The sequence below is a fragment of the Mesorhizobium sp. M0048 genome, assembly GCF_040323405.1.
In the GTDB taxonomy this organism is placed as follows: Bacteria; Pseudomonadota; Alphaproteobacteria; order Rhizobiales; family Rhizobiaceae; genus Mesorhizobium.
On sequence record NZ_JAMYUV010000085.1, the window covers coordinates 1 to 12,408 of the forward strand.

Annotated in this window: 10 protein-coding genes and 3 pseudogenes; 8 read left to right on the forward strand and 5 right to left on the reverse strand. The window is 59.0% G+C overall.

All coding sequences use genetic code 11. The features are described 5' to 3' along the window. Positions 1-222 precede the first annotated feature (222 nt). The 3 genes from NKJ84_RS31940 to NKJ84_RS31950 all read left to right on the forward strand — a co-directional run bounded on the left by NKJ84_RS31940 (position 223) and on the right by NKJ84_RS31950 (position 3,681). Positions 223-1,875 carry a site-specific integrase gene (locus NKJ84_RS31940; protein ID WP_352509846.1) on the forward strand — a complete coding sequence of 551 codons (1,653 nt, stop codon included), beginning with the start codon at positions 223-225 and terminating at the stop codon, positions 1,873-1,875. A 103-nt stretch (positions 1,876-1,978) separates the two neighbouring features. After that, positions 1,979-2,677 carry a tyrosine-type recombinase/integrase gene (locus tag NKJ84_RS31945; protein WP_352509847.1) on the forward strand — a complete coding sequence of 233 codons (699 nt, stop codon included), beginning with the start codon at positions 1,979-1,981 and terminating at the stop codon, positions 2,675-2,677. Then, the gene (locus NKJ84_RS31950) at positions 2,674-3,681 is read left to right on the forward strand and encodes a tyrosine-type recombinase/integrase (protein WP_352509849.1); all 1,008 of its coding nucleotides are present in this window, start codon (positions 2,674-2,676) and stop codon (positions 3,679-3,681) included. The genes NKJ84_RS31945 and NKJ84_RS31950 overlap by 4 nt, the downstream gene beginning before the upstream one ends. Before the next feature lie 143 nt (positions 3,682-3,824). On the opposite strand, the pseudogene NKJ84_RS31955 reads toward NKJ84_RS31950, so the two are convergent. The 3 genes and pseudogenes from NKJ84_RS31955 to tyrS all read right to left on the reverse strand — a co-directional run. After that, a pseudogene (locus NKJ84_RS31955) lies at positions 3,825-4,190 on the reverse strand (hypothetical protein); the annotation flags it as partial. A 1,119-nt stretch (positions 4,191-5,309) separates the two neighbouring features. Continuing rightward, the gene (locus tag NKJ84_RS31960) at positions 5,310-5,498 is read right to left on the reverse strand and encodes a hypothetical protein (protein WP_352509850.1); all 189 of its coding nucleotides are present in this window, start codon (positions 5,496-5,498) and stop codon (positions 5,310-5,312) included. 434 nt (positions 5,499-5,932) lie between these two features. Continuing rightward, positions 5,933-7,192 carry a tyrosine--tRNA ligase gene (gene tyrS / locus NKJ84_RS31965; protein ID WP_352509851.1) on the reverse strand — a complete coding sequence of 420 codons (1,260 nt, stop codon included), beginning with the start codon at positions 7,190-7,192 and terminating at the stop codon, positions 5,933-5,935. A 468-nt stretch (positions 7,193-7,660) separates the two neighbouring features. Here tyrS and NKJ84_RS31970 point away from each other — a divergent pair. Beyond that, positions 7,661-7,835: pseudogene (locus tag NKJ84_RS31970) on the forward strand (IS6 family transposase); the annotation flags it as partial. Between the two features lie 84 nt (positions 7,836-7,919). Further along, positions 7,920-9,839, forward strand: coding sequence for a potassium transporter Kup (locus NKJ84_RS31975; protein WP_352509852.1), 1,920 nt, complete (start codon positions 7,920-7,922; stop codon positions 9,837-9,839). Positions 9,840-10,039: 200 nt separating this feature from the next. Here NKJ84_RS31975 and NKJ84_RS31980 read toward each other — a convergent pair whose 3' ends face one another. Further along, positions 10,040-10,417, reverse strand: a complete 378-nt coding sequence (locus tag NKJ84_RS31980) for a flagellar export protein FliJ (protein WP_352451800.1) — start codon at positions 10,415-10,417, stop codon at positions 10,040-10,042. Positions 10,418-10,715: 298 nt separating this feature from the next. On the opposite strand from NKJ84_RS31980, the pseudogene NKJ84_RS31985 reads away from it, so the two are divergent. The 3 genes and pseudogenes from NKJ84_RS31985 to NKJ84_RS31995 form a co-directional block, all read left to right on the forward strand. Beyond that, a pseudogene (locus tag NKJ84_RS31985) lies at positions 10,716-11,260 on the forward strand (IS6 family transposase); the annotation flags it as partial. Positions 11,261-11,294: 34 nt separating this feature from the next. Continuing rightward, a complete protein-coding gene (locus NKJ84_RS31990) occupies positions 11,295-11,444 on the forward strand; it encodes a 2OG-Fe dioxygenase family protein (protein ID WP_352509853.1) in 150 nt (49 codons plus the stop codon). Beyond that, a complete protein-coding gene (locus NKJ84_RS31995; protein WP_352509854.1) occupies positions 11,420-11,857 on the forward strand; it encodes a 2OG-Fe dioxygenase family protein in 438 nt (145 codons plus the stop codon). Before NKJ84_RS31990 ends, NKJ84_RS31995 begins: the two co-directional genes overlap by 25 nt. A gap of 36 nt (positions 11,858-11,893) precedes the next feature. On the opposite strand, the gene NKJ84_RS32000 is transcribed toward NKJ84_RS31995, so the two are convergent. Beyond that, positions 11,894-12,408: transposase (locus NKJ84_RS32000; RefSeq protein ID WP_352509855.1), on the reverse strand; the 515-nt coding region annotated here is incomplete at its 5' end.

The following is a 12,408-nucleotide window of genomic DNA, read 5'->3' on the forward strand; positions in this document are numbered from 1 at the left end:
GATCGAGAAGCTTCTTGGCCTTGCCCTCCATCTCCAGGCGAACATCCTGATGCGGCTTGTCGCGCGCCACCCGTGTAATGCCCTGCACGAAGTCGAAAATCGATTATGCCAAGCTCCGGATTATGCGGAGCAGTGGCGGCAAGCGCCGCGCGGGTAAGGCGTAGCTACATCGATTGCTTGGCATAATTATCGGTCCTCTCGTTAGCCAACTGAGAGGACAGAATGACTTTCTCGAACCGCAAATTGCCGGAACGACCGACCGCGACGGTCGCCCATCCGGATATCAAGGACGCACTGACACAGTTTCTGGAGCCGGTGCGCGGCACGTCAGTGTTCGTATCCTATGGAGCTGCCGTGAGGCATTTTGTGCACTGGTTGCGGGTGCGGCGCATCTCCTTGTGTGATGTCGATGTCTCGACCGTAGATCGCTTCGCCAGACACCAGTGCTCATGCCCTCGCTATCGCCCGGAACCGCTGCGCAACAAGGAGTACATCGGTCGCGTTCGGCGCTTCGTCCGTTTCCTTGAGGATCGGGGCTACGTCCCGGTTCCACAGGAGATTGAAGGACTCGCTGCTCATCTGTCGTCCTATAAGGAACGCCTTTCGTCGCTCGGCTACCATCCATGTGCCCGCCGCGTTCTGTATTCGGGCGCCGAGCATTTTGCCGCCTGGCTCCGTGTGTCGCGCCTTGCGTGGGAAGACATCAACGAAGACGCGGTCGCTCGGTTCGTCAGTCACGATTGCCGTTGCGGGCTGTGGCGCAAGACGGGCAAACTGGCAGCGACGGGGAGGCAGAAGCGGCGGCGCGGGGCGCAACGTTTCCTGTCGTATTTGAAGGCCGAAGCCGCTCTACCACCTAATATCCTGAGCGCGTCCGCGCCCGAGTTCGGCATCGTAAAATCATATCGCTTTTGGCTTAAACAACACTGCGGCGCGGCTGACACAACAGTGGATCGCTATCTCGGCGAGATGTCGAGGTGGCTGCCGATTCTCGGCGAGGAGCCGTCTGCCTACACCCCCCGCGCCATTCGCGATATTGTTCTCCAACAATCCGCCGATCGGAAGCCCGCATCCATTCGAACGACAGCGACGGTCCTGCGGAGCTTCCTGCGTTTTCTCTCAGCTTCGAACCAATGCAGTCCAGCACTCATGCAGGCGGTCCCGGTCACCCGCATCCCAAGACTTTCCGGTTTGCCGCGCTACGCCCCAGCGGAGACGATCGAGAAGATCATAAATGCATGCTCGACCGGCTCGCCGGTCGAGCTTCGTGATCGAGCGATAATTACATTGCTGGCCCGCCTTGGACTGCGGGCCGGTGACATCCGGGCGATGCGGCTTGGTGATATCGACTGGCCGAACGGTTTGCTGACGGTCCACGGCAAGGGACGCCGATCTGTCACCCTACCATTGCCGCAAGATGCCGGCGACGCCATCCTCGACTACCTCGACCGTGGCAGGTCGCTCGCGACGAACGACTATGTATTCCTCTGCGCATCGGCGCCGTATTCTGGTTTGGTGTCCTCGTCTGCAATTGCGGGCATCGTATCGCGTGTCCTGGATCGAGCGGGGATAACGAGCGTTCCGACGGGCGCACATATGTTTCGGCATTCCCTGGCGACGGCCCTGCTGCGGCGTGGCGGCAGTCTGGAAACGGTCGGCACGGTGCTGCGGCACAAGTCGCCTGAGACGACGGCGATTTATGCGAAGGTCGATGTCGATATGCTGATGCGCGTCGCTCAGCCATGCCGGAGGCACGGTCATGCTGACGCAAGATATCGACCGCTACGTCGCCATCCATCGCAGGTTCGGTCTCAACTACAAGGAAGTCGCCCGGACGCTTTACCTTTTCGCCCGGTATACCGAAGGCTTCGGTGACGAGCATTTGCGCGTCAGCCGCGTTCGGGATTGGTGTTCGCGTGCATCATCGCCGGTTCGGGCTCGATCTGCCTATGATGCGGTTCGCCGGTTCTGTGTCTTCATGAACGCGGAGGACGATCGGCATGAAGTGCCTCCCGCAGGTGCTTTCGGGCGCGGCAAACAGCCGAGACCGACGCCGCACATCTTCGATCCTTCCCAGATCGCTGCGATCCTCGAAGCGGCGCGGCAGCTCCCGCCGACGGGCGCAATCGTTTCCCAGACCTACGTTTGCCTTTTCGGACTGCTCGCCGCTACGGGTATGCGCGTTTCCGAAGCCCTTGCACTTCAGCTTGACGACATCACAGCGGATGGTCTCATCGTCCGCCGTGGCAAGGGCGGCAAAAGCCGACTGCTCCCGATCCAACCTTCAACACGGCAAGCATTGGCGAACTATATCGTGGCTCGCCAGGATACCCTGTGCAAAACGAACGACCTCTTCATCAGCCGACGAGGACGTGCGCCCACCAAGCTAAGGGCACATGTCGTCTTCGTCGAGATCGTGCGTAAGCTGGGCCTTCGTCCTCATACCGTTGGCACACCAGGTCCTCGGTTACACGATCTCCGGCACACGTTTGCGGTAAGGTCGCTGGAGCGCTGTCCGCATGATCGAACGGCCGTGGCCAACCATATCGCGGCCTTGAGCACGTATCTGGGGCATGCCAGCGTTGCCCACACCTATTGGTATCTCGAAGCGACGCCAGTCCTGATGCGCGCCATCTCGATGGCAAGCGAGACCGCATTTACGGAGGCTGCGCAATGACCGCCTTGGCTCCATACCTGACAAGCTATTTGCGCGATCATTTACCCCGTGAGCGCAACGCCAGCCCGCATACGGTCTCAACATATGCCCACGCCTTTGCTCTGCTGGTTCGGTTCGCCGCCGACCGGCTCAAACGCAGACCGAGCGATCTGACCGTTGAAGATCTGGACACAGGGCTGATCCTGGCCTTTCTCGACCACGTCGAGGCCGTGCGGGGCAACGCCGCCCGATCACGCAATGCCAGATTTGCGGCGATCCGGTCGTTCTTCCGATATCTGGAGTACACGGCGCCCGCGTGTCTTGACCAGGCGCTGCGGATCAGAAGCCTGCCGACCAAACGTGTTGACAAAACCTTGATCGATTATCTCACGCAGGAAGAGATGCAAGCCCTTCTTGATGCACCGAACCCACGAACCCCAGGCGGCACAAGGGATCGAGCTATGCTCCATCTTACCTACGCGGCCGGGCTGCGGGTCTCGGAGCTTCTATCCCTGCGTCTCACGGATTTCGCGGAGCGATCGGTCGCTACAGTCCAAATCGTCGGCAAGAGACGCCGGGAACGTGTCTTGCCGTTATGGCGGGAGACCCAATCGGTGCTGCGAGCTTGGCTGGCCATCAGGCCCGATGTTCCAGCCCCGGAGGTGTTTCTAAACCGCGACGGGGAACCGATGACCCGCGATGGGTTCGCCCATCGATTGGCCCTCCATGTGACGACGGCCGCAGCGAAGCGGCCGTCGATCCTCGGCAAGCACGTCACGCCCCATGTGTTGCGGCATAGCTGCGCCATGCACACGCTGGCGGCCACTGGCGATATCCGTAAAGTCTCGCTCTGGCTGGGTCACGCCAGCCTGGAGAGCACGGAGGCATACCTACATGCCGATCCTGCTGAAAAGCTTGCCATACTCGCCGCGCATGGCTCCCCAACGGTGCAGAAGGGCAGCTTCAGGAAGCCATCCGACAAGCTTCTGGCAATGCTAGCCCAAGCTCGCGCATCTGTGCCGTAGTCGCAATTTCTGCGGCCGATTTAGCCCCAAAAATTATGCCGAGTCTTCCACATGGAAGAAGCCGATTTACCAAAGGATTGTACCTCGGTGCTCGGCATAATTTAGCGGTCGGCATAATCGATTTTATGTCGATATCGACATAAAATCGAGGCGGGCGGGTGCCCTTCCTCCGAAAGCACGGCATCGATGATCTTCGTCGTCTCCGCCTTGGAGAAGCCGCGCTTGCGCAGGAAGCTCTGGCGATCTTCGTCGTCCCGAGCGACGACACGCTCCCGCGAAGCCTTGATGCCGTTGACGAACGGCATGGGCGAAGACTCCGCGAACTGGATCAGCGCTGGCTCGGCTTTCAGGGCAAAACGCGAGGCGGCATATTAGGAATGCCGGATAATGATTTCCTGGAAATCTTCGACGCCGTCGGCGATGCCGAGGGTGCGGGCTCCGACTTCGGAACTCAGCGGAGACGCATTCCACGCAGCCAATTCCGCCACCAAAAGGGCGGTGTCCCCGTTTACCGACGCGCATCTAAGTTCTCCGTTGTTCCCCAACACGATTATTGCTGTGCCTGTTACCTCAATCGACCGTTCTGCGATCGTGTGGCTGACGCTGCGGAAAAAACCGCAGAGTCGGTTCTGTTCGATGTTCGCGTCGACGGCGATAGCTGCGTTCAGCGGATGGCTGCGATTGGATATGGCGTTTAAATCCTAGCGGGATTCAATAATCCCCGTGGGACGGCACGTCCTGTGTCCTGCAGCGCGTTGGTGAGCGCATGGCCCATATAGCGGATTGATGATGGTGAAGGCCTCGGGCTCTCCTCGGCTCCGGCACCGGCACGGAATGCGTCGGCCGGCACCGCAAAGGGCGTTCGGCCGGCCGGAGGGAGGTCGAGGCAGCAAGCATTCCCAGTGGGGAAGTCAGGCTGTTTGGCTGTCGCATCCAGGAAAGGTCGCGCCACAGAAACTTGATTGCCAAATTTTGTTTTCTCGACGCTTCACGAATTAGCATTGGATGCTTCGCTGTTGGGCGTGAAGGAAGATAGGCTGGGGATGGCGCGGCCCGAGCGAACCCACAAAGCCTTCACACGATGCAGATAAGGCACGGGACCTCGTCGAAAGTGTCGACAGGCTGGCTGGCGTTGCTCATGACTGAGCGGAAATAGAGCACGGCAAGACGGTGGAGACCATCGCGCTCGACAACAAGAACAATTCTCCAGAGGCGATCATCATTGTCGATCCGGCGGTCGGGAGGCCTGGTCGGCTTAGCGGGGCTACGACGATGCGACATCCAACAGATATGCGGCATGACTCGGTCAAGGTCGGTGCTGGAATTGCCGCCCGAAAATGGAGTCTTGGCCCAGGAATCGAGCCGCCATCGCGGACGTTGCACCGAAGCAGAGCCGGCACTGTCTCAAGTCCGGATGGCGAAGTGCGCAGCCGATGAAAGCTGCGGCAGTTGGGGACGCGTACAAGCCGTATATGATGACGACATTCGGGGCGCCACGGAGGCGTTCCGCGTTCCTATCGCTCGAACCATGGCCATCGACGAATACGACAGGCCATCAGGTCCGCCGCGCCTTAGCGATAGATGAGTCGCAGCTTCGCCGTGCATAGCGTGATCGCGGAAGTTTGCATTTACGCGCTCCCGTCCGTTTCATTCTCCTCATCGATTTCGCGCACGGGCAGATAGGCGTTCGTTTCCAACCATTCCCGCAGCACGATCTGAATGAGGTCCGCCCGGCCGATTTCCATTTCGGCAGCAATGGCGTTGAGAGCGTCCTCGGTGGCCGGTTCCAGCGGCACGCCGGCGACGTTTCTGAGCATCAATGCCGCGCGCCGCAAGAACAGCGAAAATAGCGCTTACAGATGATCTGCAGATCCGCGCGCGAAACGTGTGTCGCTTGGCAGTTAATTAGTAAGCGCGAATTTCCCCGCACCTTTTACTGTTGAGTGCTCTGATGCATGAGGCGTCACCAAAATAGGTGGACACCTGGTGTGCGGTCGCCGTCAATGCCGATCACATCAAAGGAAACGGCCCGCCCATTGCCGCATGGAAGCGTGACATGCTGCTCGACCTCCTACATGTTAATGCATCACGCAATATAGTAGCCAATCACCCACCCGGCCAGTTTGCTGCCTTTGCCCGGCTCTAACTACCCCCTGAGGAATGTCTCTCGACAGTCCTCAGGGAACTCGACGCGAATGTCTGCAATATCCGCTAAGCGGGCAGAATTTCTGCGACAGCATTTGCTGAAACCCTACTTCACAACAGTGTGGCGCTTCCGGCCGAGCGAAAGCCGGATCGGGAGGTCTTGGGACGATATCATTGTATCCACCTCGACGACGTTGCCGTTGATCCGCACACCTCGTCCCGAGATCGCCCTTCGCGCTTCCCCTTTGGAGGAGGTCAATCCGGCGCGTACCAGCAAATCCACAAGGGCTACTCCGGCCAACCCCTCGGCGTCATTTAGATGAAGCGTCGGTAGCCCCTCTGCGGCTTCGCCCTGCCCAAATGCTTGGCTAGCCGTGGCCTCCGCCTGTTTGGCGGCGTTAGTTCCATGTGCCAGGGCCGTAGCTTCGTTGGCCAGACGTTCTTTGACGGCGTTTAGCTCGGTTCCTTCAGCCTGTCCAAATCGCTCGATCTCGTCCATCGGCAGATCGGTGAAAAGCTTCAGGAACCGAACGACATCAGCGTCTTCCGTGTTACGCCAGAATTGCCAGTAATCGTATGGCGAAAGGCGATCTTCGTTGAGCCACACAGCTCCGGCAGCCGTCTTACCCATCTTGACACCTGAAGAAGTCGTCAGAAGCGGCGTAGTCACTCCGAAGACTTCCTTTCCATCTGTCCGCCGTATCAAGTCGATGCCATTGATGATGTTCCCCCACTGGTCGGCTCCACCCATCTGCAAACGGCAACCGGTCCGGCGGGATAGCTCAAGGAAGTCGAACGCTTGGAGAATCATGTAGTTGAATTCTAAGAAGCTCAGATTCTCCTGCTTTTCCAGCCGCGACTTCACACTGTCGAAAGAGAGCATCCGATTGACGGAGAAATGCCTGCCGACGTCTCTCAGCATGTCGATCCAACGAATGCTGTCCAGCCAGTCGGCATTGTTCACCATCACGGCATCCGTCGGACCGTCTCCGAAGACAAGGAGACGGTCAAAGACCTTTCTGATCCCTTCAATGTTGGCGGCGATCCGCTCGTCCGTCAGCATCGGCCGCGCCTCCGAACGGAAGCTGGGATCGCCGATGCGGGTAGTCCCACCCCCAATGAGAACGATGGGTTTATGGCCAGTCTGCTGAAGATGACGAAGCGCCATGATCAGAAGAAGATGGCCGACATGAAGACTGTCGGCCGTCGCATCAAAACCAGCGTAAGCGGGTACGACGCCTGCTTCAAAGGCGGCATCGACACCCGGCAGGTCGGTCCCTTGATTTACATAGCCGCGCTCAATGAGCGTCTTCAAAGCCGCCGAATATGGTTTGGAATGACCGGTTGATAAATCGGGAAGTGCCATAGGGAATCCTCCTGGTATTGCCGCCAGGGGGTCCTCTCAATGAACAAAGCCGCCTGACGGCGGCTTGTTTCAAGGCATGATCGAAACGCGCCGCTCCTTATGGAAGCGTCGCATAATAGATTGCAGCGATGAGCGCGGACTTGATCATGTGCCGATGCATAAAGGACTTTATCCGCACCTGCAAGCAATCTGAAATGGCCACTTCGGGGAGCTGCCGAGCCTCTGTCGCGACGATTTGCAAACTGACTTTTGCACCTCGCAGAACTCAACTTTTGCGACAACATTTCCTGCTTCCCGCTTTCCTTCTGATGTCGAGCCCAGCGCGCTTCACCTGCGCTTCGCTGCAGCAGCCGGTCAGCTTTGCCGTCCTGCCGATACTGTTGCCGCCAGACCGGAAGACAATAATGCGTTCGTGTGTCACCAGTCAGCTTGGTCCGGCATATTTCCCGGTTCCGTCGCAAACTCCAGCTGAGGTCGGGCAGGTTGAGCGTCACGCGCCATCGTTTCCTGCCGCAGATCATCGCCCATGCGGTCTGGCTCTCCTTCAGGTTCCCCTTGAGCCTGTGTTTGGTCGAGGAAATGGCGCTGGAGGGGGATCGTGGTTTCGTATGAGACAATCCGCCGGTGGGGCAACAAATGCGGTCCGCATACGGAGCCATTACGTGACGGCACTTGATATTGCAGTGCAGCAAGCGTAGAGCACCGCGCGCTTATCGGAGTGTCGTCCATGGCCCTTACCAATGCTGGTAACGAGGCAGAACCCGTCGAACAATCGAGCCATTCTGAGGTCGAGCAGCACAGCACCAAGGTGCTGATGCTGGGCGCACTCGGCGTGGTTTACGGCGATATCGGCACCAGCCCGATCTATGCTTTCCGCGAGGCATTGGTGGCATCGTCGGGGGGCGAAGTCGCCAACCGTGGCGACATCCTCGGCGTGTTGTCGCTGATCATCTGGTCACTGACGATCATCGTCACCATCAAATATATCATGTTCGTGCTCAGGGCCGACAATCGCGGCGAGGGCGGTGTGCTGTCGCTGATGGCGCTGGCGCGCAACAGTTTCCCGACCCGCTCGGCGGTGATCCTCGGCATCGGCATCGTCGGTGCCTCGCTTTTTTTTGGTGACGCAGTCATCACGCCGGCGATCTCGGTGCTGTCGGCGGTCGAAGGCATGAACGTCGTCACGCCGACCTTCCAGCCCTATGTGGTGCCGCTGACGCTGGTCATCCTGGCGATTCTGTTTTCGGCACAGCGGTTTGGAACCGGCGGCGTCGCCCTGATCTTCGGCCCGATCACGGCAGTCTGGTTCCTGGCCATCGGCCTTTCCGGTCTCAACCACATCATCGCCGATCCGGAAATCCTGCTGGCAGTCAGCCCGCATTATATCGTCGCGTTCCTGATCAATTCACCAGACGTCGCCTTCGTGACGATCGGCGCCATCTTCCTCGCCGTCACCGGCGCCGAGGCGCTCTATGCCGATCTCGGCCACTTCGGCCGTAAGCCCATCGTGCTCGCCTGGCTGGCCATCGTGTTCCCTTGCCTGCTGCTGAACTATGCCGGGCAGGGCGCATTCGTGCTGGCGAAAAACGGCGTGGTCGGTCATCCCTTCTTCGAGATGAACGAAGGCTGGACGCTTATTCCGATGGTCGTTCTCGCCACCGCTGCGACCGTCATCGCCAGCCAGGCGGTGATCTCCGGCGCTTTCTCGCTGACCAGGCAAGCGGTGCAGCTCAACATGCTGCCGCGCCTGGAAATCCTACATACGTCGGAAAGACAGTCCGGCCAGATCTACATGCCGCGCGTCAACATGCTGCTGGCGTTGGTGGTGATGCTGCTGGTGGTCGGCTTTGGCGAATCCAGCAAGCTTGCCTCAGCCTACGGCATTTCGGTGACCGGCAACATGCTGGTGACGACGGTGCTGCTGTACGTGATCATGAGCCGCATCTGGAAATGGCAGCTCTGGCTGGCCATCTCCCTGACAGTGGTATTCGCGTTCATCGACATTGGCTTCTTTGCCTCGAACATCGTCAAAGTGTTCGAAGGTGGCTGGGCTTCGCTGGCGGTAGCCTTCACCATCGTGCTGGCGATGTGGACATGGATACGCGGCACCCGCTATTTGTTCGACAAGACGCGCCGGAACGAGATCCCGCTGGATTTCCTTGCCGGCAATCTGCTGAAGAAGAAGCCGCATCTGGTGTCGGGCACCGCGGTGTTCCTGACCAGCGATCCGCTGAGCGCGCCGACCGCGCTGATGCACAGCCTCAAGCACTACAAGGTGCTGCACGAGCAGAACGTCATCCTTTCGGTGGTGACGGCGCCGCAGCCTGTCGTGCCCGACAGCGAGCGCGTCAAGATGGAGACCGTCAACGAGCTGTTCATGCGGGTGACGCTGACCTTCGGCTATATGGAGCAGCCCAACATCCCGCGTGCGCTGGCGATCTGCCGCAAACAGGGCTGGAAGTTCGACATCATGACGACGTCCTTCTTCCTGTCGCGGCGCTCACTCAAGGCGTCGCCCAATTCCGGCATGCCGGTCTGGCAGGACAAGCTGTTCATCGGGCTGGCGCGCACGGCGGCCGATGCGACCGAGTATTTCCAGATCCCGACCGGACGCGTCGTCGAGATCGGAACGCAAGTGACGATTTAAGGCATGCCGCGGTTGAGAAGAATCGGTGCTGTCACATTGATTGAGCGGTAAGGAAATTGAGGTAGCAGCGTGCCCGGCACTGTAAAGTTTCAGCGGCTTGATGCAGCGATAGCTGGCCGGGACGGCTGTCACGCTGCGGCGACACACGCGCCAACGGCCAGTCGGGTGTCGCGAATTGAGGCGCGCTGAAGCCGTCCGGCTCAGCCGATCATGGCGCTTCGGTTGCCGGGTTCGAGGTCGTGGCCTCTGCCGCTGCGCGATTCTAGCATTTGCGCCTTGGAGAGCTCTGCTTCAGCCTCGGCGAGGCATGGCTCGGCTGTGGTTCTCTGCCGCAGAAGGTCCGATTGCGAATTCTTGAGGTTGTCACGACGTAGGCGGGCGGCCTTGGCGAACGTCGGATAAGCGAAATGATTGATATCGGAGATGCCGGCCTTCGTTTCCTCGGCGTTTATCTGGAAGTCCAGTTCTCGCGCCATGCGTTCGAAATCGGCAATCATCATGTCTAGCTGCTGCAACTGTCGCCGCTTCTCATTCACCTGAAATTGCTTCAGTCGGACCAGATTACCTCGTGGCTTCATGACTCGGTACTCCGGTACACATTTCGTCCAATCAAACCGCTCTCTCCCAGCCCCTTAACGTTAGGCCTACAGCGACTCTCACGGTTTCTGCTGCGAGAGGAAACATATTTTCGAAATCCTTGGCCGATGGCCATGAGTTCAATGGCATCGACAAGCATGCGAGCGAGGGACTTAAGGGGCGGTAAAAAAAGGCGGAATAGGGCGATTTCACATTGTCTGCATATGAACGCGTTGAGACCTGCGGCGGGCTTGTCACACAAACCAATCGCCAAGATTTGCGACATAGACGCCGGGGGGCATGAATACGCCCGCCGTCAGCTACACGCCCCCCGATTTCCGCCGCCTATTATCGCCCACGCGGTCTGGCTTTATTTCCGGGTTCCGCTGAGCCTGCGTCTGGTTGAGGAAATGCTGCTGGAACGCGGCATCGTGGTTTCGTATGAGACAATTCGCCGGTGGGGCATCAAGTTCGGGCCGGACTACGCTCGCTGCTTGCGCCGCAAGCCGCCGTGCCGGAATCATGTCTGGTACCCGAACGAAGTGGTCGTCACCATCGCCGGCAAAAAAAAGCTTTGGTTGTGGCGCGCCGTCGACCAGGATGGATATGTGCTGGACGAAATCGTGCAAAACCGCCGCAACACCAAAGCCGCCAAGCGCTTGCTGATGCGGCTGTTTAAGAAGCAGGGGCTCGCGCCGAAGCGCATGATCACCGACAAGCTGCGCTCGTATGGAGCGGCAAAGCGACAGGTGATGCCGGACGTCGAGCACCGGTCGCACAAGGGGTTGAACAACAGAGCGGAGAATTCCCATGTGCCGCCGCGAAAACGGGAGCGGATGATGCAGGGGGTCTTGGAATCGACTGCTTCTCGATGAATACATGCGTGACGGCGGGACCTATCGCTACCGGCGCTATGGTGCGTTTGAATATGACGCAGTGGAGGGAATTTTTCGGCTCCTGCCGCATGCCCCTTACGAGCAATCGAAAGCCATCAACCACTTTGAATGGCGGCTTCAAGCGCTACTTTGAGCCCTTTGAACAATCCTTTATCGATCATCTGTCTTAAACAAGATTCTGACAGGTTTCTGCAGAATTTTTGTGAAACTGCAGGACATGATCGTTGGAATATTAAGCTTCATCCCTACCGGATTGTTGCACGCGACGGTGTAAACGGCAAACCAGCACCCGAGGGACTCCATCAGGACGGGGTGGATTTCATCGTTTCTCACATGATCGGGCGGGTTAACGTCACCGGCGGTATGAGCACGATTACAGATGCCTCAAAGCGGTTCCTCGGCGATGTCGAAATGAACCTTCCAAATGATTTTGTGATCTGCAACGACCGCAAGACGTTTCATGATGTATCATCGATCGTGACCGAAAATCCGAAAATGCCGTTCGCATATCGTGACGTCCTTGTCATCGCCTTCGAGAAACTATGAATCGAGTCTTGAACCTAACACTACTTTGGCAGATTTTTAGCGGAGAGGGTTCTGCGGCAGTGGGGACAACGGATTGGGGGCGGCTGCGCGAGCGCGGAGAGGATGGCTTGCCTGACGGCGGGTAGGCTCGGTTGGGGCGGTGGGCCGAGGATTCTTTTTTCCCCCTCCCGCTTGTTTGAGGCGGCGAGATTGCAGGAACGCATAGGCGATCATCGTCATCAGCGCGTGTCGGTGCAGACCCGTCCATGAGCGCCCCTCGAAGTGGTCGAGGCCAAGTTCCTCCTTGAGCTGCTGATGCGCCTGTTCGCAGACCCAGCGCGCCTTGATGGCGCCTGCGATCTGCTTGAGCGGGGTGTCGGCGGGCAAGTTGGAGAGGTAGTATTTGCGCTCGCCGGTCGAGCGGTGCTCGCCGATCACCCAGACCTCCTCGCCAGGCAGATGCTGAGCGCCCATGTCGCGGATGCGCTGGGGTGGGCCATCTGCAACCCGGACACGGACAGCGGCGAAGCGCGCCGAGAGGCGGCCTTTGGTGCCACGCCGCCAACTGACCG

Excerpts from the sequence above, each read along its gene's own strand:
- NKJ84_RS31940 (WP_352509846.1), top strand. The coding sequence starts at position 223 with ATGACTTTCTCGAACCGCAAATTGCCGGAACGACCGACCGCGACGGTC.
- NKJ84_RS31945 (WP_352509847.1), top strand. The coding sequence starts at position 1,979 with ATGAACGCGGAGGACGATCGGCATGAAGTGCCTCCCGCAGGTGCTTTC.
- NKJ84_RS31950 (WP_352509849.1), top strand. The coding sequence starts at position 2,674 with ATGACCGCCTTGGCTCCATACCTGACAAGCTATTTGCGCGATCATTTA.
- NKJ84_RS31960 (WP_352509850.1), bottom strand. The coding sequence starts at position 5,498 with ATGCTCAGAAACGTCGCCGGCGTGCCGCTGGAACCGGCCACCGAGGAC.
- tyrS (WP_352509851.1), bottom strand. The coding sequence starts at position 7,192 with ATGGCACTTCCCGATTTATCAACCGGTCATTCCAAACCATATTCGGCG.
- NKJ84_RS31975 (WP_352509852.1), top strand. The coding sequence starts at position 7,920 with ATGGCCCTTACCAATGCTGGTAACGAGGCAGAACCCGTCGAACAATCG.
- NKJ84_RS31980 (WP_352451800.1), bottom strand. The coding sequence starts at position 10,417 with ATGAAGCCACGAGGTAATCTGGTCCGACTGAAGCAATTTCAGGTGAAT.
- NKJ84_RS31990 (WP_352509853.1), top strand. The coding sequence starts at position 11,295 with ATGCGTGACGGCGGGACCTATCGCTACCGGCGCTATGGTGCGTTTGAA.
- NKJ84_RS31995 (WP_352509854.1), top strand. The coding sequence starts at position 11,420 with ATGGCGGCTTCAAGCGCTACTTTGAGCCCTTTGAACAATCCTTTATCG.